Raw genomic sequence first — 19,639 nt, forward strand, 5'->3', positions numbered from 1 at the left:
CTACTATGTTCTTAGTCGCTTCACCCCCCTTGGCCGGCCGCCGCGGCAGCCGCGCTGTTGGCTCCCTGGAAACATGGCTCCTGACGAAGCACTGATCATGGAAATGCCGGTGAAAATGGCCCAGGGAATCGCTCGGGAGTCGAGCCAGGATCTGGCAAGGGAATTCGATGTGTTCCTGACGCCGGTCTCGCGGCCGGACCTGGGCGAGATCCGCATCGACGAAGACCTGTTCCCGGTCGGCCGCACCGAGCTGCCATTCGCCGCCTACCCCGAAGACCTCGCGGCGCCGCTGTCGCGGCGCCATGCGCGCATCTTTGCCGAGCAAGGCGCCGTCTATGTCGCCGATCTGGGCAGCAAGAACGGCACGCGCGTGAATGGCGCGGCGGTGGCGCGGCAGCCGGCGCAGCTGCGCGATGGCGATGAGCTGGCATTCGGTCCCGCGCTGTCGTTCCGCGTGCGCTTGTCGCCGCGCGCGCCGCAGCCGGAGCCGCCGCGGGTCGCGTTGACGCTGCTGCCGGAGCGCGGCGATGTGGGGCTGCAGCCGATCCATGTCGACGGCTTTCCGTACCTGATCAGCAAGGCCGACGATGCCTTCGCGCGCTATCGCGACAACTATCCGCAGCAGGTCAACTACCTGTCGCGCCGGCACGCGCACGTGTACCTGAAGGGCGGCGTGCCGTTCGTGGAAGACCTGGGCAGCACCAACGGCACTTTCGTCAATGGCACGCGCCTGGCGGACCACGGCGTGCCGCTGGACAACGGCGACCGCATTGCGTTCGGCGGCAGCCATTTCGTCTACAAGGCCGAAGTCCGCCGTGCCGGCGACGACGATGCCACCGCGACGCGGACCACGCTGGAGCCTGCCGTATCGGCGCCAGCATCGCCAGCGGCGGCGGAGCCGGCGGCACACGACGAAGACGACCGCACCACCTTTGTCGGCGCGGCCGATTCCTTCCTGGACATCTTCTGCGTCGACTACGCTTCGCGCCAGGAAGACGAAGTCAACGCCGACGCCGAAGCCCAGGCTGCTGCCGCGACTGCCGCGCCGGACCGCGCGCATCCGGCGCGCAAGCGCGGGCGCGTTGCGCTGCTGCTGGCCGAGGCCGCACGCAGCTTCGGCCTCGACGACGGCGCACGCCTGCGGCGTGCCGCGCGCTGGGGCAGCGCGCTGTTGCTGCTGGCCTTGCTGGCCGGCGTGGCGCTCTACTGGCGTGGCGCTGACGAGCGCGCGGTGCATACCCTGCATGCGGCGGGCGATTACGCCGGCGCCGCGAAGGCGGCCAACGGCTATCTCGCACGCCATCCCGACGATGCCGAGGTGCAGGCGCTCGGCACCGAAGCGCTGCTGCGCGCCTATGTGCCCGGCTGGGTCGCGAAGCTCAAGGCCGGCGACTTCGGCGGTGCCGATGCCGCGCTCGCGCAGATGCGGCAGCTCGGCACGCATAATGCAGACGCCCGGCCGCTGGTGGGTGAACTCGAGTGGATCGGCCGGCTCGAACACTATGCCGCGCAGCGCGGCGCCGATGCGCCGATCCGCCTCTACAGCGACGAGGCGCCGATCCGCCAGCTGCTGGCGCACTGGAACCAGGACACCACCGCGCACCAGCGCGCGCTGGGCCGCATCGCGGCCGACGTGCCGGCATTCCGCGATCTCTATGCCGATGCGCTCAGCGACGTGCGCCGGCTGCAGAACGATGCGTCGGTCTATCTCGCGGCGATCGCGCGGCTCGACGCCAGCATCGCCGCCGAACTCGGCCGCGATCGCCCGGAAGCGCTGCAACCGGTGATTGCCGACTATCGCGAGAAATACCCGCGGCTGGCGGGCCTGGACCAGGTGCAGGCGGACCTGGACCGCTACACTGCGCTGCTGCAGGCCTTGCGCGCGCGCCGCCCCGGCACGCTGGTGGCGCGGCTGGCCGACAGCCGCTTTGCCACGCCGCCGTTCCAGGCGCAGTTTGGGCAACTGGCGCCGCGGCTGCCGCCGCCGGAGATGGCAACGCAGTACGCCAGCGCCGCCAGCGCGTGGCAGAAGGGCGACAGCAACGCCGCGCTGGCGGGATTCAGGCAGATTCAGGGCGGTGCATGGAGCGATGATCTCGCGCGCGACCTCGCGCACAAGCAGAAGGTGGCGGCGCAGTTTGCCGAGCTGCAGTCGGCGCGCGGCAGCAAGGGCTATGAAGACCGCCTGCTCGGCTTCTACGCCATGCTCGACGCCGACGACGACAAGTTCTTCGCCAGGGCGGTGGAAGCCGATGTCAACGGCGTGCGCGACAGCGCGCTGCGGCGCGCGCGCGAGCTGATGGGCAGCGCCGTCGCCGCGTGGAAGCAATACCGCAGCAACGGCGTGATCGGCAGCGAGCAGCGGCTCGAGCCCGGCATCTCGCCAAAGTTCCGCGCGCAGGCCCGGCTGTTGTCGCAGGCGCAGGATGATGCGCGCCAGGGCATGCGCATCTTTACGCAGCTGCGCGCCGGCGAAAGCGCGGACCTGGCGCAGCTGGCCAAGGTCGAGGAAGAGATCCGCACCGAGGCCGACCAGCAGCGCCATGCGCTGCGCGAGCTGCGCACCGTGCTCGATCCCGCCGTCCTCAAGACCAAGCTCGAGCTGATCGGCGGCGAAGACAGCGGCAAGGTGCCCGCGGATGCCGCTCCGGGTGAAGCGGCCGACCCGACCCCGACGCCGCAGCAGCCAGCGAGGCAGCCATGAAGGACGATTCCCGCCAGGCCGGCCTGAAGCCGCTGTCCGAAGCGCTGGAAGACCACAGCGCCGAGGGTATCGGCCTGCTCACTGCGGAACCGTCGCGGCTGGGCATGCTGACCATCGTCACCACGTTTGCGCTGGTGGTATGCGGTCTGGTGTGGTCCTTCGTCGGTCACGCCGACGTCATCGTCACCGCGCAGGGCACGCTGGCACCCGAATCGGAAGTGCGGCGCTTCTATGCGCCGGTCGACGGCGAGCTGGCCGACCTGTACGTCGCCGAAGGCCAGCCGGTGTCCAAGGACGACGTGCTGGCGCGGCTGAACGCGCGCGGCGCGATCGAGGCCGCCGCCAATGCGCTCGAAGCGCAGCTCAAGCTGGAGGATTCCGAGCGCGACTGGAAGCAGTTCCCGGAGAAGAAGGCGCTGATGGAACGCCGCGCCAACGCGCTCAAGCAGCAGATCGACGTGGCCACGCGCCAGCATGAGAACCGTCTCGCCCAGGGCACCACGCGGCTGGCCGAGGAGCAGCGCGCGCAGCTGCAGGAAGCACGCAGCAACCTGGAAAACGCCCGGCGCGCGCGCGAGTTCGCGCGCCAGGAGCAGGACCGCTATGCACGTCTGCTGGCGCTGCCAGGCGGGGGCGGCGTGTCGCAGTCGCAGCTCGATGCCAAGCGTGCCGCGGCACAGGACGCCGAGAACAACCTGCGCGTGGCGCAGTCGCGGCTGAGCGAACTCGATGCCCGCTTGTCGCGCGAGATGACACAGGCCAGCGCGCTGCTCGAAAGCAGCGGGCAGGACCTCGCCGGGCTGCGCGTGCAGTACGACGCCGCGCTGCGCGAGATCGCCAGTACCGAAGACAAGCTGCGGCTGCAGGTGCAGACCGCACGGCTGGTGGCCGACGCGGCCGCGCGCATCCGCTTCGAGAATATCGACAAGGACAATTTCCTGCTGATCCTGGCGCCGGTGTCGGGCGTGATCACCGATGTCACCTCCACCCAGCGTGGCGACAAGGTGCAGGCCAATACGCCGCTGGGGGGGATCGCGCCCAAGGATGCGCGCCCGGTGGTCAAGATCGTCATTGCCGAGCGCGACCGCGCCTTCCTGCGCGAAGGCTTGCTGGTCAAGCTCAAGTTCAGCGCATTCCCGTACCAGCGCTACGGGATCATCGAAGGCACGCTGGAATTCATCTCGCCCGCGACCAAGCCGGGCCCGGACAAGCAGCCGGTGTACGAGGGCAGGGTGCGCCTGGCGCGCGACTACTACACCGTGGCCGACAACAAGTATCCGTTGCGCTATGGCATGACTGCCACGGCGGAGATCGTGGTGCGCGAGCGCCGCCTGATCGACCTGGGGCTCGACCCCTTCCGCGAGGTGGCGGGATAAATGCCGGCGGCAGCCGGGGGAACACAGCAACAGCCGATCTGGATGCCCGTGCGCATGCGCCGGGCCGTCAAAGGAGCCTAGACATGACTGGCATTGTCCGTATCGACGACGAGGTGCTCGGCGTCGAGGAATTCGTGCGGCTGCTCAAGCTGACAGGGCAGTTCGAAGGGCTGGTCGAGCAGATGGTGCGCGACAAGCTGACCGTGCACGCCGCGAAGCGTCAGGGCATGGTGGTCACGCCCGACGAAATCCAGGAGCGCGCCGACCAGTTCCGCCGCGTGCAGGGGCTGCACCGCGCCGCCGACATGAACCACTACCTCGATGCGCTCAATGTCAGCCTCGACGAGTTCGAGGCGTTCATCACCGACAACCTGTACCAGGAACGGATGATGGAGCAGGTCTGCAGCGACGCCGCGGTGCAGGAGTACTTTGCGCTGAACTCGCCGCGCTTCGACAGCATCGAGGTCAGCCATATCGTGGTCGACAGCGAAGGCAAGGCCAAGGAACTGATCTCGTACCTGCAGGACGATCCCGAGGCGTTCGCCGACATGGCGCGCGAACATTCGATCGCCGACACGCGCGAGCACGGCGGCGAGATCGGCAAGGTGCTGCGCGGCTCGCTCAAGACCGATATCGAGGCCAAGGTATTCAACGCGGAGCCGGGCGACCTGCTGGGGCCGTTTCCCGCGCCGGACCGCTCTTTCTTCGAAGTCTTCCTGGTGCGCGCCAAGCATCCCGCCACGCTCGACAGCGAAGTTGCGGTGGAAGTGCGGCGCCTGCTGCGCGAAGACTGGCTGATGGGCAGGGCGCAGGAACATGTCATCGAAGCCCGCTAGCGACTCTGGCGAAGCCTCCGCCGCCGCCCCGGCTGCCCCGACTGCGTCGGAGAGGCCCGAGGGCGGCTCCGCACTGGCCGCTTTCCTCGCCGGCGTGGAAATCCTGTCGGTGCTGACACCTGAGGAACTGGCGCGCCTGGCCGATGCTGCGCAGGTGCTGACCTTTGGCTTTGGCGATACCGTCTGCAATGCCGGCGACGCGGCGGCCGGCCTGTTTATCGTCAAGTCGGGATCGGTGCGCGTGTTCAACGAAGAACACGGCAAGGAAATCAGCATGGGCGTGCGCAAGGCCGGCGAGGTCTTTGCCGATATCGCGCTGCTGCGCGAGTACCGGCATGAATCGTCGGTGCGCGCCTCGGGCAAGACCGAACTGTTGATGATCCCGCGCAGCGTGGCTGAGCCGGTGGTCGCCGGCAACCCGGCCGCGCTGGCCTTTGTCACGAGCTATGTCGCGATCAGTTCCGCCGGCGGCTTTGTCGCGCGGCTGTTCGACCTGCGCGGCAAGCTCGACAAGCAGGAACTGGCCGATGCCGTGCGCAGCGTGGGCGTCAAGCGCGTCAGTGCCGGCAAGGAGATCCTGAAGCAGGACGGGCGCGAGGACCGGCGCCTGTATGTAGTGCGCCAGGGCACCGTGCGCGTGGTGCGCAGCGAAGAGGGCAGCGAGTTTCCGCTGGCGACACTCGGGCAGGGCGATATCTTTGGCGAGCGCGCCTGCGTGATGCGGCAGGAGCAGCTGGCATCGGCCGTTGCCGAGACCGACGTGCGCCTGCTGGTCATCCCGGAGAAGACCGTGCAGCTGATCCTGGAGCGCAACCCGCGCCTGCGCGAGGTGCTGGAAGAACGCATCCGCGCGCTCGATCGCGAGCTGCATCGGCAGAAGAAGCTGGCCGAGCGGCGCAAGCGCCCGGTGTTGCTGGACCTGCATTCGAAGCCAGAGCTGGGCGAAAAGCTGATCCGCCGCTTCGGCCTGGTCGAGCAGGCCGAGGAAATGGACTGCGGCGCCGCCTGCCTGGCGATGATATGCCGCCACTACGGCATCCCGATGACGCTGGGCAAGCTGCGCGAGCTGGCCAACGTGACCACGCAGGGCGCCACGCTCGACAGCCTGGCGCGTGCGGGGGAGTCGCTGGGCTTTACCACGCGCGGGGTGCAGTGCACGCGCGACTCGCTGATGGGCTTCGAGCTGCCGTTCATCGTGCACTGGGAGGGCTACCACTACGTGGTGGTGTACGGCATCTCGTCGCGCTGGGTGTGGGTGGCCGATCCCGCCATCGGCTTCCGCAAGATGAGCGCCGAGGAGTTCGAGCGCGGCTGGAGCGGCACCTGCCTGCTGTTCTCGCCGGGCGAGAGCATGACGCAGCTGTCGGTGCAGCGCTCGCCGTGGCTGCGCTTCATCGGCTACCTGGCGCCGTACAAGAAGATCCTGGCGCACCTGTTCCTGGCGACCTTCGTGATCCAGATGCTGGGCGTGGTGCCGCCGCTGATCATCCAGAACATCCTCGACGGCGTGGTCGTGCACCAGAACGTGGGGCTGCTGCACCTGCTGATCGTCGGGCTGATCATCGCCAACGTGTTCTCGCAGCTGATGTCGACGATCCGCGCGTACCTGGCCAACTTCATGGTGCGCAACATGGATTTCGCCATGATGTCGCACTTCTTCAAGCACACGCTGTCGCTGCCGCTGTCGTTCTTCGCCAAGCGCAAGACCGGCGACATCTTCGCGCGCTTCCAGGAGAACCAGACCATCCGCGCCTTCCTGACGGAGTCGACGGTGACCACGGCGCTGAACCTGCTGATGGTGTTTATCTACTTCACCATCATGTTCCTCTACAACGTCAAGCTGACGCTGCTGCTGATCGCCTTCGTGATCCCGATCGCGGCGCTGACGGTGGTGGTGACGCCCAAGGTCAAGACCTATGCGCGCGAGGTCTTTGCCACCTCGACCGATGCCAAGGCCTACCTGATGGAAACGCTGGGCGGCGCGGAGACTGTCAAGGGCATGGGCATCGAGCGTCCGGTGCGGCTGCGCTGGGAGCGCAAGTACACCAAGGCGCTGGAATCGCAATACAAGGCGCAGGCGTTTCACATCCTGGTGGGGCTGGTGAGCCAGCTGCTCAATGCGGCGACCACCATCGCGGTGCTGTGGGTGGGAGCGACGCTGGTGCTCGAGCGCGAGCTGACCATCGGCCAGCTGATCGCCTTCAACGCCTTCATGGGCAGCGTGCTGGCGCCGCTGATGGGGCTGGTGGCGTTGTGGGGCCAGCTCAACGATGCGGGCGTGGCGATGGAGCGGCTCGGCGACGTGCTCGACCTGGAGCCCGAGCAGAAGCCTCAGGACGTGCTGTCGCGGGTGATGCTGCCCGACCTGCAGGGCGAGATCGTGATGAAGGACCTGTACTTCCGCTACGGCGGCGAGGACACGCCCTACGTGCTGGAGAACATCAGCTTCACTATCCGGCCGGGCGAGATGGTCGCCATCGTCGGGCGCAGCGGCTCGGGCAAGACCACGCTGGCCAAGTTGCTGGTCGGCTTCTACAAGCCGACAGAGGGCTCGATGTCGGTCGACGGCTACGACCTCAACGTGATCGACGCCGCGTTCTACCGCGCGCAGGTCGGCTATGTGATGCAGTCCAACCTGCTGTTCTCCGGCACCATCGCCGAGAACATCGCCTGCGGCGACGACAGCCCCGACCGGCGCCGCATCGAGGAAGTGGCGCGCATGGCCGACGCCCATGCCTTTATCAGCAAGCTGCCGCTCGGCTACGAGCAGGTGGTGGGCGAGCGCGGCATGGGCTTGTCGGGCGGGCAGATCCAGCGGCTGTGCATCGCCCGCGCGCTGTACCACGACCCGCGGCTGCTGGTGTTCGACGAGGCGACCTCGGCGCTCGACACGCAATCCGAGAGCAACATCCTGGCGAACATGCAGGAGATCCTGCGCGGGCGCACCGCGGTCATCATCGCGCACCGCCTCAGCACCATCATGCAGGCTGACAAGATCCTGGTGCTGTATGAAGGCGCGATCGTCGAGCAGGGCCGGCATGAAGAGCTGCTGGAACGCAAGGGCATGTATTACCAACTGGTGCAGAAGCAACTGAGCGCAGCATGAAGCTATACAACCAGGGTGCCACCCCCGCCTCGGTCACGTCGCCGGTGTCGTTCGCCGGCCTGATCGAGAAGATCGAGATCCTGCGCTCGACGCTGCGCTGGGCGTCGCGCCTCGACCGCCCCGAGATCGAGAAGCTGCTCAAGCAGGCCACCACGCTGCGCGACGAGGTCATGGGGCTGTCGCACAAGGAGCGCTTCGTGCAGGCGGCGTCATCCGCTGAAACCGCGGCCGGAAGCGCGGGCGAAAGCGCGCCGCCGCAGCAGGAAGTCGAACGCATGCCGCGCGAGCGGCGCCAGGCGCTGATGGAGCGCAGCTTTATCTTCGAAGGAACCTTTGGCGACAACCCCAAGCTGCTCGAAGCCCTGGAAATCGCCGAGAAAGCCGCGCCGACCGACCTGCCGGTGCTGATCGACGGCGAGAGCGGCACCGGCAAGGAGCTGATGGCCAAGGTGATCCACGCCAACGGTTCGCGCACCGACAAGCCGTTCATCTCGGTCAACTGTGGCGCGATCCCCGACAGCCTGCTCGAATCCGAACTGTTCGGCCACAAGAAGGGCGCCTTCACCGGCGCCAGCAATGACCGGCGCGGCAAGTTCGAAAGCGCGCATACCGGCACCATCTTCCTCGACGAGATCGGCGAGCTGCCGCTGACCGGGCAGGTCAAGCTGCTGCGTGTGCTGGAAGCGCACGAGATCCAGCGTGTGGGCTCGGACGAGATCATCTCGGTCGATGCGCGCATCGTCGCCGCCACCAACAAGGACCTGCGCAAGATGAGCGAGGCCGGCACCTTCCGCGAAGACCTGTTCTACCGCCTGAGCGTGATCCATGTCAGCCTGCCCGCGCTGCGCGAGCGGCACGACGAGATCCCGCTGCTGGTGTCCTACTTCAGCGACGAGGCTGCCAGCATGCTCAAGCGCGCGCCGGTCAGGCTGACGCCGCGGCTGCGCGACTTCCTGCTGCACTACGACTATCCCGGCAATATCCGCGAGCTGCGCAACCTGATGTACCGGCTCTCATGCCTGGCCGGCGATACCGCCGACCTGGCGCAATTGCCGCAGGACATCCGGCCCAGGCCGGCGGCGCTGGCGGTGGTGGGTACGGCGGCAGCAGGGGGAACGGGGGCCGACATCGCCATGCCGACCTCGCTCAGCGAGGCCAAGCGCGCGGCCAGCGACGAAGCCGAGCGCGCGTTCCTGGAGCGCGGCCTGCAGGAAGTCGGCGGCACCGTCGCCGAGCTGGCGCGTCGCTTCGACATGAACCGCTCGCACGTGCAGATGCTGCTGAAGAAGCACGGCATCCATTCCAAGGATTTCCGCGCCAGCCGGCAGGCTGACGGAAGCAAGGGGTAGCACGAGTTACGGCGCCGCTCAGGTGTCCAGCTCGGGATTGACCAGCGTCTTGTCCGAGCCGTAGGGATCGGCAGCGCGGATCACCACCACCGAGATGTTGTCGCGCCCGCCGGCATCGAGCGCCATTTGCAGCAGCGTCTGCGCGGCTTGCGGCGGATCCTGTTGCGCCAGCACCGCGGCGATGTCGGGGTCGTCGACCTCATTGCTCAGGCCGTCGCTGCACAGCAGGAAGACGTCGCCATCGGCAACTTCGGTCAGCAGCTGCTCCGGCGCCAGCGTTGCCGCGGCGCCGACGGCGCGCGTGATGGTGTTCTGCGCGGGATGGTGGCGCGCCTGTTCTGGCGTGATCAGCCCGCGCGCCAGCAGGCGCTCGACCTGGTTGTGGTCGCGCGTCAGCCGCACCAGCTCGCCGCCGCGCAGCCGGTACAGCCGGCTGTCGCCCGCCCACAGGCAGCCGCAGCGCCGGTCGCCGGCCAGCAGCACCACCACCGTGCTGCCGATGCAGCGCACCCCCAGCCGCGCGGCTTCGTCGACCAGCGCCAGGTTGACGCCCTGCATTGCCGCGCGGGTGGCCTCCATCCGGTCTTCCAGCAGCGGCTGCGGCGGCAGCGCGGCCAACGCCTGGACCACGGCCTGGCTGGCAAAGTCGCCGACGGCGTGTCCTCCCATGCCGTCGGCGACCGCCCACAGCTGCTGCGCGGGCAGGTCCAGGCACGCATCCTCGTTGCGTTCGCGTACTCGGCCGACGTCGGTGCAGGCCGCCGAAGTCCACTGGAAGTGCGAATCGAAACCCAAATCTAGCCTCCGCTCCGCATCGCGCCCTTTGTCCGGTTGCTGCCCCTCTCATGCCCCGTCGCGCCGGGGCATGCCACGACGGTCGCTCAGACCAGGCGGCCGTCGTTCCTCGCGCCCTGGTCGCCCTGGACGCTGATATTGGAGTTGGGCGCGTTGTTGCGGATATCGATGTTCTGGAACTGGTTGTTCATCTGATCAGCATAGAAGCTGTAGTTGATCTCGTAAAAGTTGAACACCGCGCCGGCCGGCACCGGAGACGACGGCACGAACGGGCGGATCCACCCGAACACCCACTGCCCGCCGGCACCGCGCACGCGGGTCATGGCGTCGGATGCAAGTTCGCGGCAGCTGGCAAGATCGTGGATAGCAAGGGTGGACATGTTTCTGTCTCCGGGTGGTGGCGGCGTGGTGCCGGGGCGGTACCGGGAATACAGCAAGGCGCGTGCCAAGGGTGGCGGCCGCCGGCCGGGTTGGCGCGAGGGCGCGATGCGGCGCGGTTTGCTGGCTGGCGGTACGGCCTCGCGCCATCAGCGGACCGGCAGCATGCGTTGGCCTGGCACCGACACCATCACAAACACATGTCGGAAATTCTCCATCACTGTTCTGAACACCGGCAAAACCCCGCTTCAGCCGTAATACTCCCCCGTTATGTGCCGCAGGCCACCGATGCGGCATGCATCCCGCAGCGACACTGTGCCCTCATGCATCCTGCGAGGGCGTCATGCTGATCCTGCTGACCATCGTCGAACCCTTGAACCGGCTTGGACTAAGCGTGGTCCGGACGCCTTTCCTGGGGCAGCGGGAGATATGCGTGACGGACGACTTCGGCAACCTCACCGAATGCGAGTCGCTTGGACAGGCGCTGGCGTTCGCGGCGGATATCCATTCGCACTGAGGCGCGCGCGGTGCCTCACTTCCGGCAAGAGGATTTTGATATACTCCCCTCCTGCTTCAGGGTCCCCTCGCCGTAGTTCAATGGATAGAACGAGCGCCTCCTAAGCGCTAGATACAGGTTCGATTCCTGTCGGCGGGACCATAGCCTCCATCCAGTTCTTCCCATCCCGGCTCGATGACCATTGGCGCCAGTTGCGCCGTGCTTGCCTATACTTCCGCAGAGGCAAAGGTTGCGTTCCGGACACCTGCCGGCCGCAGCCTTGCCATACAGGGAGATCGCCATGGCACGCGTCGGACTTCTGGTACGTTCACTAGTGTTGTTGCCGCTTCTCGGACTCGCCGGCTGCATCTCGGTGCAGCGAACCGTTTCTGATCCGCCGCCGAGCGGCCGTACGATCATCGTACCGCCGGGCTCCACCGTGACATGTACGCCTGGGCCGTGCGAGGTGCGGTAAGTCGTCCAGCTGCCAGCAGTCAAGCCGGTCGCACGTTACGGTCTGAGCATGGCGTTGCTCAGTGCGCGCTGGTCTTCGAAAAAAGCTGAATCACCGCGACGCCGGCAATAATCAGGCTGATCCCCAGGCAAGCCGCCAGATCGGGAATCTGCCGGTACAGCACTACCGCAATCAGTGTCACCAGCACGATTCCGGCGCCGCTCCAGATTGCATACGCGATTCCTACCGGCACTGTCCGCATCACCATCATCAGCAGCCAGAATGCCGCCACGTAGCCGCCCACCACCAGCACGCTGGGCACGAGCCGCGTAAATCCCTGCGACGCTTTCAGGCTGCTGGTGGCGATGACTTCGGCGACGATGGCGAGGGCGAGGAGCAGGTATCCGTTCATGGCTGGGGCTGGAAATCGGTGGCGGCAATGCGCCAAACCGGCATCTTAGCGCCGCCGCCATGTTGCGCCAAAGCCGCGTCCCTCCGTCGCGGTGGTTGTGCGAAGCGGCGTTGCGGTTTTCAATGGGACAAAACAGAGAACAAGGCACGCCCCGCTGGCGTGCGTTACCAGGCAGTCGCGGTATTGCGGCCTGACCAAGCCGGCACGAACCTTACGATGCCGGCGGCTGGCTTTTGGGGTAAGGGGAGCGGTATGAGTCACACGGACATCGACGGCACGACCGATTGGCCGACCACGCAGTCCGGGGAGCCGGAGCCGGACGCGACGCCATGGCAGGACACCATCGCCGCGGCGGACCATGCGTTGGAAGAAGCCACGCGCATCCAGCGGGGCGTGCAGCACAACCTGAAGCTGATGCAGGAGGTCCGGTCGCTGCGGGAAGACCTGCGCAAGGCCCATGCCGAAATCGACCGCTACCGGGGCATGCATGCGCGGGTAGTGGTCGGCATGCGCCAGCTGGAAGACGACCACACCGGGGTGATGAGCCGGTTCAAGGCAGAGAACGAGATGCTGCTGGTGCGCCACCGGGTCTACAAGCTGATGGCCGAGCACTACGCCCGCATGGCGTTGCGGCTGGACCCGCAGACCTTTGCCACGCACCGCGAGCGCGTGCTGCAGCACATCCTGTTCCAGCGCCGCAAGGGCGTCCTGCCGGATGCGGTCAGCGCGGCCGACGTTGCCTTCCTGATGCTGTAGCGGCGCCTGGGGAGACGTTCAGGGCGCCCGGGCCGTCCGGGCCGTCTGGGCCGACTCAGGTCGCTCTGGCCGCTCAGTCCGCGCGCGGGCGCAGCACGTAGAACGCCAGCATGCCGCCGACCACGCCCCAGAACGCAGAGCCGACGCCAGCCAGGGTCATGCCCGAGGCGGTGATCATGAAGGTCAGCAGCGCGGCTTCGCGCTCGGCCGGCGTCTGCATGGCAACGGTCAGGCCGTTGGCGATCGAGCCCAGCAGCGCGAACGCCGTGACGCCGACCACCAGCGCCTTGGGAAAGGCGGCGAACAGCGCGGCGATGCTCGCGGCCAGCGTGCCCGCCACCAGGTAGCCGATGCCGCAGACCACCGCAGCGGTATAGCCGCGGTTACGGTCCGGGTCGGCCTGCGGGCCGGTGCAGATGGCGGCGGTGATCGCCGCCAGGTTGATGCCGTGCGAGCCGAACGGTGCCAGCGCGGCTGACGCCAGCCCGGTGACCGTGATCAGGCGCGAGGCCGGCACGTGGTAGCCGTCGGCGCGCAGTACCGCCAGCCCGGGGATGTTCTGCGACGCGAGCGCGACGATAAACAGCGGGATCGCCATGCTGACGAAGGCCGACAGCGAGAACGCCGGCGTGGTCCACATCGGCACCGCCAGTTCCAGCCGCAGGCCGGAGAAGTCAAGCTGGCCGAGCGCGCCCGCCACCGCCACGCCTGTCACCAGCACGCCAGGCACCGCGTAGGCCGGCCACAGCTTCCTGCCCAGCAGGTAGGCGGCGAACATTGCCAGCAGCAGCACGGTCTGGTACTGAGCCTGCACGAACACATCCACGCTGATGCGGAACAGGATGCCGGCGAGCAGCGCCGAGGCAATGCTGGCCGGCAGCGCGCGCATCAGCTTGTCGAACCAGCCGGTCATGCCAGCGGCCACCATCAAAAATGCGGCCATCAGGAACGCGCCGATGGCCTCGGGGTAGGGCACGCCGGGCAGGCTGGCGATCAGCAACGCGGCGCCAGGGGTGGACCAGGCCACCACGATCGGCATGCGCGCCGCCAGCGACAGGCCGAGGGTGGTGACGCCCATGCCGATCGACAGCGCCCAGATCCACGACGAAACCTGCGCGTCAGTCAGGTGCGCGGCCTGGCCGGCCTGGATCATCAGCACCAGCGAGCTGGTATAGCCGGTCAGCGTGGCAACCAGCCCGGCGACGAGCGCGGAGACGGACAGGTCGGAAAATTTCAGTGAAGCGGTGGTCATCGGGGAGGCGCGGAACGGGCACTCATTGGCAGGCCGACATCTTCGCACGAGTGCCTTGGCCGTTCTATCCGGCGCGCCTTCCCTTGCCCGCGTCAGTCCGACACCTTGTCGCTCGGGAACTTGAACGAGTCGCGCAGCAGGTAGCTCATCGGGATATCGAGCCGGATCCCGTGCGGCGGAATCGGTGCCTGGAACCACTTGCGGTAAAGCCGCTGCGTGTCCTGGTCGTAGATCGACGCCACCAGCGTCTTGTCGACCAGCTGCTTGAAGGCGGCGTCGTGGCGCGACAGCATGACGGCGTACGGTTCGATAGTGAGCAGGTCGCCGGTAACGCGGTAGTCGTCCGGGTGGGCGGCGTTGGCGCGCAGGCCATAGAGCAGCACGTCGTCCATCACGAAGGCATCGGCCTTGCCGGCCTCGACCATGGCGAAGGCCTGGGCGTGGTCCCTGGCCTCGACCAGCCGCAGCTGCAGCGCGCCGGACTCATCCATCTTGCGCAGGGTGGCCAGCGGCGTCGTGCCCGTGGTGGAGACCACGGTCTTGCCGCGCAGGTCCGGCCACTTGTTGATGCCCGACGCCGCCTTGACCAGCATGCGGCTGCCGGCGATGTAGTGCGGGATGGTGAAGGCAACCTGCTCGCGTCGCTCGCGGTTGTTGGTGGTGGAGCCGCATTCCAGGTCGGCCTTGCCCTCGACAATGGCCGGAATGCGGCTGGCGGGCGTGACCGGCACCCAGTCCACGCGCAGCGACGGCAGCTTCAGCGTGCCGCGTACGGCGTCGGCGACCTTCAGGCACAGGTCGACGGCATAGCCAAGCGGCTTGCCGTCGGCGACGAAGGAGAACGGCACCGAACTCTCGCGGTGGGCGATGCGGATGGCGCCGGTCTGCCGGATCCGGCGCAGCACCGGCGCGCCGTCGGACGGCGCCGTGGCGGCAGGGTCGGTGGCGGCGGCGGATGGCGCTGGCATGGCCGCGGCCAGCGCCACCGCCAGCGCGGCCGGGGCAAGGCATGAAAAGACGGGCGCGCGCTTCCCGCGCAGGCGCCCCGGACCCGGATCGAACATGTAACCCCCGTACAAAAATGACTGGAACCGGTGCGGGCGGCCTGCCGGAGGCCGGCCACCCGTTCCGTCTGGCCGGCTCTGGCGCCGGCTCTGCGTTGTCTTGCTTGTCGTGCCGGCACCCCGGGTGCAGGACGAGCCATTGTTCCACGCGGCGCCGGGTGCGGACAACTGCCGGCGCGGCAGGCGTGCCCGGCGAGCAACGCCCGGGTTGACGGGACTTTCCCTTACGGAGTTGTCCGACTGGAGCGGGGCCGGGCGCATTGATATTCTGCTTGCGTGCCTTGCGAGCAGGGCACCGAGGAGAGACTCTTGGGCCCGCAGTGCGCGGGCCCTTCTTTTTTGGCCGCCTGCCCAGGGCCGCTCCACCGGGGGCCGCCTGTGGCCGGGGTCGTCTACAATGCGGGCTGCCGCGCCATGCCCGGCAACCCATCCCCCTCCCATCCGGCTCCGTCTTTCCATTCGTCGTCTTCTCCCATGGCCCTGTTTTCCATCACCGACGCCCAGCTCGCCTTCGGGCACGTGGCTTTGCTCGACCACGCCGATTTTTCGCTGGAGGCCGGCGAGCGCGTGGGCCTGATCGGGCGCAATGGCTCGGGCAAGTCCTCGCTGCTGAAGATCGTGGCCGGGCTGTCTGCGCCGGACGACGGACTGATCGCGCGCCAGAGCGGCGTCACCAGCGCCTACGTGCCGCAGGAGCCGCAGTTCGAGCCGGGCATTACCGTGTTCGACGCGGTGTCTCAGGGCATGGGCGACGCGCACGACCTGCTGATGCGCTACGAGGCCGCTGCCGATCGCGTCGCCGAGCACCACGACGACGAAGCGGCGCTGGCCGAACTGCACCGGCTGCAGTCCGAGCTGGACGCCACCGGCGCCTGGCAGCTGCGCACCCGCGTGGAAACCACGCTGGCCCGGCTGGGGCTGGACTCGCACACGCGCGTCGACGCGCTCTCCGGCGGCCTGCAGAAGCGGGTGGCGCTGGCGCAGGCGCTGGTGGCCGAACCCGACATCCTGCTGCTGGACGAGCCGACCAACCACCTCGACGTGGAAGCCATCCGCTGGCTGGAAGACCTGCTGCTGGCGTTCCGCGGAAGCGTGCTGCTGATCACCCATGACCGCGCCTTCCTGGACCGCGTGGCCACCCGCATCGTCGAACTGGACCGCGGCCGGCTGGTGTCTTTCCCGGGCAACTTTGCCGCGTACCAGGCGCGCAAGGAAGAAATGCTGGCCGCCGAGCAGGTCGAGCAGGCCAAGTTCGACAAGCTGCTGGCGCAGGAAGAAGTGTGGATCCGCAAGGGCGTGGAGGCGCGTCGCACGCGCAGCGTGTCGCGCATCCAGCGGCTGGTGGCGATGCGCACCGAGCGCGCCGCGCGCCGCGAGGTGCAGGGCAACGTCAAGCTGGAGGTGTCGCAGGCCGACCGCTCCGGCAAGATCGTGTCCGAGCTGACCGATGTGAACAAGGCCTATGGCGACAAGGTGGTGGTGCGGGATTTCACCGCCACCATCATGCGCGGCGACAAGGTCGGCCTGATCGGCCCCAATGGCGCCGGCAAGACCACGCTGCTGCGCCTGATCCTGGGCGAGCTGGCGCCGGATAGCGGCACGGTGCGCAACGGCAGCAACCTGCAGGTGGCGTACTTCGACCAGATGCGCACTGCGCTCGACCTGGAAAAATCGCTGGCCGACACCATCAGCCCGGGCAGCGACTGGGTCGAGGTCAACGGCCAGCGCAAGCACGTGATGAGCTACCTGGGCGACTTCCTGTTCGCGCCGGAACGCGCGCGTTCGCCGGTCAAGTCGCTGTCGGGCGGCGAGCGCAACCGCCTGCTGCTGGCGCGGCTGTTCGCGCGGCCGGCCAACGTGCTGGTACTGGACGAGCCGACCAACGACCTCGATATCGATACGCTGGAGCTGCTGGAAGAACTGCTGCAGGACTACAGCGGCACGGTGTTCCTGGTCTCGCACGACCGTGCGTTCCTGGACAACGTGGTGACGTCCACCATCGCCGCCGAGGGCGAAGGCGTATGGCGCGAGTCGGTGGGCGGCTATTCCGACTGGGTCGAGCAATCGGCCCGTGCCGCGTCGATCCAGGCGGCGAGCAAGCCGGAGCAGAAGGCGGCCGAGCCGGCCAAGGGCAAGGATTCGCGCGAGGCGCGCGGTGCCAACCGGACCGTCAAGCTGTCATACAAGGAGCAGCGCGAGCTGGACGGCTTGCCGGAGCGTATCGCTGCGCTGGAAACCGAGCAGAAGACGATTTCGGGGCAGTTGGAGGATGGCTCGCTCTACGTCAGCGACGCGACCAGGGCCGCGCAGTTGGCCACGCGGCATGACGAGATCGAGATGGAGCTGCTGGAGGCGCTGGAGAGGTGGGAGGTGTTGGAGGGGAAGGTGAAGGGGGAGGGGGTATAAGGGGTACATGCTCTTGGCTTGTTTAAGCGCCGGTGTCGCGGTGGGTGGCATGCTGTCGGCCGTTGAACCGCTGGGTTCCGCCCTCCTGGGCGGGTCACTTTTTGCCCGAGCGGCAAAAAGTAACCAAAAAGCGCGTTGACTGCCCTGCGGGCGGCCACCCTTATCGTAGTGAGCTGAGGCTTTCGTACGGGGCTTGGCTTCGTTGCAGGGCAGGACTGCCTGACGCCGTGGTGCGCCACGGTGGCTTGGGATTGATGCGGGGATTGAACGAGCCCAGAGCTGTGGGTGGCCCCTGCTGCTGGCGGCATGGTAGGAACGCCTACGGCTGCGCTGCGCGCCGGCCGGCCGGCCCTATAGGCACGGTTGCCGCCCACGTCCTCGCCCGGCTTCGGGGCCGGCGTCTTTCACGACGGCGCTGTGCGAGCGCAGCGACGCACTCCGTGCCCGAGCCCTAAATCCCCGGTACTGCCGGCGCGCAGCGCAGCCGCAGGCGTTCCTGCGTTGACGCCAGCAGCAGGCGGCCTACGCCCTGCACGGGGATCGTTCAATAGTGGGTCGACGCAGCCACGATCTCAAACTCACCTGGCGTAGCAGGTTCGAAACACCAGCCACATCGAACGGAAATCGCCACCGTCCGTACCACCCACGCCGCCAACTTGATAGCCAGCCGCTCAGGCGACGCGTTTTTTGGTTACTTCTTGGCGCTCGGCCAAAAAGTGACCCGCCCAGGAGAGCGGAACCAGGCGGTTCAACGGCCGATAGCATGTCATAAACAGCGATCGTAGCGCCCAAAGTCTCACCCACACCAACCCAGCACCATATTGGTCAGATCGACCATGAACGACGGCCGCAGATACCCCACGAACCCAAGCGCCAGCACCCCCGCCAGCACCGCCAGCAAGGCTGCCTTCGCCATGCGCGCGCGGGCCGCCACCATCATGCCGCCGCCGGCTGGGTGCGCACCAGCGCCTGCTCCCGGATCGGCAGGTTGACCAGCGCCGCCATCACCCCCAGCCCGATCGAAATCAGCCACACCGTGTTGTACCCGCCGGTGCGGTCATAGAGATAGCCGCCAAGCCACGCCCCCAGGAAGCTGCCGATCTGGTGCGAAAAGAACACCACCCCCGACAGCATCGACAGGTACTTCACCCCGAACACCTGCGCGATGATGCCGTTGGTCAGCGGCACCGTCGACAGCCACAGGAAGCCCATCAGCGCCGCGAACACCCAGGTGCTGGCCACCGTCAGCGGCAACAGCAGGTAGCCGGCGATCACGACCGCGCGCGCCAGGTAGATGAACGCGAGCAGGTAGCGCTTGGGCAGCCGCTGGCCCATGGCGCCGGCGGTATAGGTGCCGAACACGTTGAACAGCCCGATCAGCGCCAGCGCCACCACGGCCACCTTCGGGTCGGTCAGGCCCTGGTCCTTCAGGTACGGCGCCAGGTGCACGCCGATAAACACCACCTGGAAGCCGCACACGAAGTAGCCCAGCGTCAGCAGCTGGAAATTGCGGTTGCTGAAGGCTTCATGGATCGCCTGGCCGATGGTCTGGTGCTGGCCGGCGCCGTGCGCCATCTCGGGCGGTTCGCGCAGGGTCAGCGCCAGCGGCAGCATCACGCAGGCCATCAGCGCCATCACATACAGCGCGTTCTGCCAGCCCAGGCCGGAAATCAGCCCCTGTTCCACCGGGATCATCAGGAACTGCCCGAACGAGCCGGCCGCGGCGGCAATGCCCATCGCCCACACGCGCTTCTCGGGGCTGGCCACGCGGCCGATCACGCCATAGACAATGCTGTAGGTGGTGCCCGACTGGGCGATGCCGATCATCACCCCGGCGCCGGTGGCAAAGGCTGTGCCGCTGGTCGCCAGCGCCATGACCACCAGGCCGGCCACGTACAGCGCCACGCCGACCAGCATGATGCGCAGCGAGCCGAACTTGTCGGCCAGCGCGCCGGCGAAGGGCTGGCTGGCGCCCCACATCAGGTTCTGCAGCGCCAGCGCGAAGGCGAAGGTCTCGCGGTTCCAGCCGTGCGCCTGCGTGATCGGCAGGTTGAACAGGCCGAAGCCGTGGCGGATGCCCATCGAGAGCGTTACGAGCAGGCCCCCGCACACCAGCACGGTGCTCAGGGAGAGTTGTCGGTTTTGCATGTCTTGGCTCGGTGTGCGGCTGACCGCGCGGTGGCGCGGCGCCGGCAGGGATTGTCTGTGCTTGTTGTGGACCGTGCCGGGACGGCAATCAGGCTTGCCATGGGCCG

At 67.6% G+C, this 19,639-nt stretch carries 16 protein-coding genes and 1 tRNA gene; 10 read left to right on the forward strand and 7 right to left on the reverse strand.

Features of this window, described 5'->3' with window-relative positions; genetic code table 11:
- The first annotated feature begins 73 nt into the window (after positions 1–73).
- The 5 genes from J8I82_RS18210 (at position 74) to J8I82_RS18230 (ending at position 9,371) form a co-directional block, all read left to right on the forward strand.
- Positions 74–2,704, forward strand: a complete 2,631-nt coding sequence (locus tag J8I82_RS18210; RefSeq protein WP_209759940.1) for an FHA domain-containing protein — start codon at positions 74–76, stop codon at positions 2,702–2,704.
- Positions 2,701–4,080: a beta-barrel domain-containing protein gene (locus J8I82_RS18215; protein ID WP_209759942.1), complete on the forward strand. Its 1,380-nt coding sequence runs from the start codon at positions 2,701–2,703 to the stop codon at positions 4,078–4,080. The genes J8I82_RS18210 and J8I82_RS18215 overlap by 4 nt, the downstream gene beginning before the upstream one ends.
- An 83-nt stretch (positions 4,081–4,163) precedes the next feature.
- Positions 4,164–4,916, forward strand: a complete 753-nt coding sequence (locus J8I82_RS18220; RefSeq protein ID WP_209759944.1) for a peptidylprolyl isomerase — start codon at positions 4,164–4,166, stop codon at positions 4,914–4,916.
- Entirely contained in the window at positions 4,897–8,022 is a 3,126-nt protein-coding gene (locus tag J8I82_RS18225; RefSeq protein ID WP_245179872.1) for a peptidase domain-containing ABC transporter, read from the forward strand. Before J8I82_RS18220 ends, J8I82_RS18225 begins: the two co-directional genes overlap by 20 nt.
- The gene (locus tag J8I82_RS18230) at positions 8,019–9,371 is read left to right on the forward strand and encodes a sigma-54 interaction domain-containing protein (RefSeq protein WP_209759946.1); all 1,353 of its coding nucleotides are present in this window, start codon (positions 8,019–8,021) and stop codon (positions 9,369–9,371) included. The genes J8I82_RS18225 and J8I82_RS18230 overlap by 4 nt, the downstream gene beginning before the upstream one ends.
- Positions 9,372–9,389: 18 nt before the next feature.
- Here J8I82_RS18230 and J8I82_RS18235 read toward each other — a convergent pair whose 3' ends face one another.
- Together J8I82_RS18235 and J8I82_RS18240 are read right to left on the reverse strand one after the other, a co-directional pair.
- On the reverse strand, positions 9,390–10,166 hold the full coding sequence (locus J8I82_RS18235) for a PP2C family protein-serine/threonine phosphatase (protein ID WP_209759948.1): 777 nt from the start codon (positions 10,164–10,166) through the stop codon (positions 9,390–9,392).
- A gap of 86 nt (positions 10,167–10,252) precedes the next feature.
- Positions 10,253–10,546 (reverse strand): hypothetical protein, encoded by a 294-nt coding sequence (locus J8I82_RS18240; RefSeq protein WP_209759950.1) that lies wholly within the window; start codon positions 10,544–10,546, stop codon positions 10,253–10,255.
- Here J8I82_RS18240 and J8I82_RS18245 point away from each other — a divergent pair.
- The 3 genes from J8I82_RS18245 (at position 10,545) to J8I82_RS18255 (ending at position 11,202) form a co-directional block, all read left to right on the forward strand.
- Entirely contained in the window at positions 10,545–10,802 is a 258-nt protein-coding gene (locus J8I82_RS18245; protein ID WP_209759952.1) for a hypothetical protein, read from the forward strand. The two genes, J8I82_RS18240 and J8I82_RS18245, sit on opposite strands and share 2 nt — an antisense overlap.
- Before the next feature lie 85 nt (positions 10,803–10,887).
- Positions 10,888–11,061: a hypothetical protein gene (locus tag J8I82_RS18250; protein WP_209759954.1), complete on the forward strand. Its 174-nt coding sequence runs from the start codon at positions 10,888–10,890 to the stop codon at positions 11,059–11,061.
- 66 nt (positions 11,062–11,127) lie between these two features.
- A tRNA-Arg gene (locus J8I82_RS18255) sits at positions 11,128–11,202 on the forward strand.
- A gap of 371 nt (positions 11,203–11,573) precedes the next feature.
- Here J8I82_RS18255 and J8I82_RS18260 read toward each other — a convergent pair.
- Complete coding sequence (locus J8I82_RS18260; RefSeq protein WP_209759956.1) at positions 11,574–11,906, reverse strand: DMT family transporter; 333 nt, start codon at positions 11,904–11,906, stop codon at positions 11,574–11,576.
- Between the two features lie 252 nt (positions 11,907–12,158).
- On the opposite strand from J8I82_RS18260, the gene J8I82_RS18265 reads away from it, so the two are divergent.
- Entirely contained in the window at positions 12,159–12,662 is a 504-nt protein-coding gene (locus tag J8I82_RS18265) for a hypothetical protein (protein ID WP_209759958.1), read from the forward strand.
- Positions 12,663–12,735: 73 nt separating this feature from the next.
- Here J8I82_RS18265 and J8I82_RS18270 read toward each other — a convergent pair whose 3' ends face one another.
- Together J8I82_RS18270 and J8I82_RS18275 are read right to left on the reverse strand one after the other, a co-directional pair.
- On the reverse strand, positions 12,736–13,914 hold the full coding sequence (locus J8I82_RS18270) for a benzoate/H(+) symporter BenE family transporter (RefSeq protein ID WP_209759960.1): 1,179 nt from the start codon (positions 13,912–13,914) through the stop codon (positions 12,736–12,738).
- A 92-nt stretch (positions 13,915–14,006) separates the two neighbouring features.
- Positions 14,007–14,882 carry an amino acid ABC transporter substrate-binding protein gene (locus J8I82_RS18275; protein WP_209760041.1) on the reverse strand — a complete coding sequence of 292 codons (876 nt, stop codon included), beginning with the start codon at positions 14,880–14,882 and terminating at the stop codon, positions 14,007–14,009.
- 570 nt (positions 14,883–15,452) lie between these two features.
- Here J8I82_RS18275 and J8I82_RS18280 point away from each other — a divergent pair.
- Positions 15,453–17,384 carry an ATP-binding cassette domain-containing protein gene (locus J8I82_RS18280; protein WP_209759962.1) on the forward strand — a complete coding sequence of 644 codons (1,932 nt, stop codon included), beginning with the start codon at positions 15,453–15,455 and terminating at the stop codon, positions 17,382–17,384.
- 796 nt (positions 17,385–18,180) lie between these two features.
- Here the strand turns inward: J8I82_RS18280 and J8I82_RS18285 are convergent.
- Both J8I82_RS18285 and J8I82_RS18290 read right to left on the reverse strand, forming a co-directional pair.
- Complete coding sequence (locus J8I82_RS18285; protein WP_209760043.1) at positions 18,181–18,324, reverse strand: hypothetical protein; 144 nt, start codon at positions 18,322–18,324, stop codon at positions 18,181–18,183.
- Positions 18,321–19,532 carry an MFS transporter gene (locus J8I82_RS18290; RefSeq protein ID WP_209759964.1) on the reverse strand — a complete coding sequence of 404 codons (1,212 nt, stop codon included), beginning with the start codon at positions 19,530–19,532 and terminating at the stop codon, positions 18,321–18,323. The genes J8I82_RS18285 and J8I82_RS18290 overlap by 4 nt, the downstream gene beginning before the upstream one ends.
- Positions 19,533–19,639: the final 107 nt, after the last annotated feature.

The organism is Cupriavidus consociatus (genome assembly GCF_017814975.1).
Classification (GTDB): domain Bacteria; phylum Pseudomonadota; class Gammaproteobacteria; order Burkholderiales; family Burkholderiaceae; genus Cupriavidus; species Cupriavidus consociatus.

What these genes read in the sequence shown, in the direction of transcription:
- J8I82_RS18290 (WP_209759964.1), bottom strand. Translation starts at nt 19,532, where the DNA reads ATGCAAAACCGACAACTCTCCCTGAGCACCGTGCTGGTGTGCGGGGGC.
- J8I82_RS18260 (WP_209759956.1), bottom strand. Translation starts at nt 11,906, where the DNA reads ATGAACGGATACCTGCTCCTCGCCCTCGCCATCGTCGCCGAAGTCATC.
- J8I82_RS18220 (WP_209759944.1), top strand. Translation starts at nt 4,164, where the DNA reads ATGACTGGCATTGTCCGTATCGACGACGAGGTGCTCGGCGTCGAGGAA.
- J8I82_RS18245 (WP_209759952.1), top strand. Translation starts at nt 10,545, where the DNA reads ATGTTTCTGTCTCCGGGTGGTGGCGGCGTGGTGCCGGGGCGGTACCGG.
- J8I82_RS18285 (WP_209760043.1), bottom strand. Translation starts at nt 18,324, where the DNA reads ATGATGGTGGCGGCCCGCGCGCGCATGGCGAAGGCAGCCTTGCTGGCG.
- J8I82_RS18280 (WP_209759962.1), top strand. Translation starts at nt 15,453, where the DNA reads ATGGCCCTGTTTTCCATCACCGACGCCCAGCTCGCCTTCGGGCACGTG.
- J8I82_RS18240 (WP_209759950.1), bottom strand. Translation starts at nt 10,546, where the DNA reads ATGTCCACCCTTGCTATCCACGATCTTGCCAGCTGCCGCGAACTTGCA.
- J8I82_RS18215 (WP_209759942.1), top strand. Translation starts at nt 2,701, where the DNA reads ATGAAGGACGATTCCCGCCAGGCCGGCCTGAAGCCGCTGTCCGAAGCG.
- J8I82_RS18265 (WP_209759958.1), top strand. Translation starts at nt 12,159, where the DNA reads ATGAGTCACACGGACATCGACGGCACGACCGATTGGCCGACCACGCAG.
- J8I82_RS18270 (WP_209759960.1), bottom strand. Translation starts at nt 13,914, where the DNA reads ATGACCACCGCTTCACTGAAATTTTCCGACCTGTCCGTCTCCGCGCTC.
- J8I82_RS18230 (WP_209759946.1), top strand. Translation starts at nt 8,019, where the DNA reads ATGAAGCTATACAACCAGGGTGCCACCCCCGCCTCGGTCACGTCGCCG.
- J8I82_RS18275 (WP_209760041.1), bottom strand. Translation starts at nt 14,882, where the DNA reads ATGCCAGCGCCATCCGCCGCCGCCACCGACCCTGCCGCCACGGCGCCG.
- J8I82_RS18225 (WP_245179872.1), top strand. Translation starts at nt 4,897, where the DNA reads ATGTCATCGAAGCCCGCTAGCGACTCTGGCGAAGCCTCCGCCGCCGCC.
- J8I82_RS18210 (WP_209759940.1), top strand. Translation starts at nt 74, where the DNA reads ATGGCTCCTGACGAAGCACTGATCATGGAAATGCCGGTGAAAATGGCC.
- J8I82_RS18250 (WP_209759954.1), top strand. Translation starts at nt 10,888, where the DNA reads ATGCTGATCCTGCTGACCATCGTCGAACCCTTGAACCGGCTTGGACTA.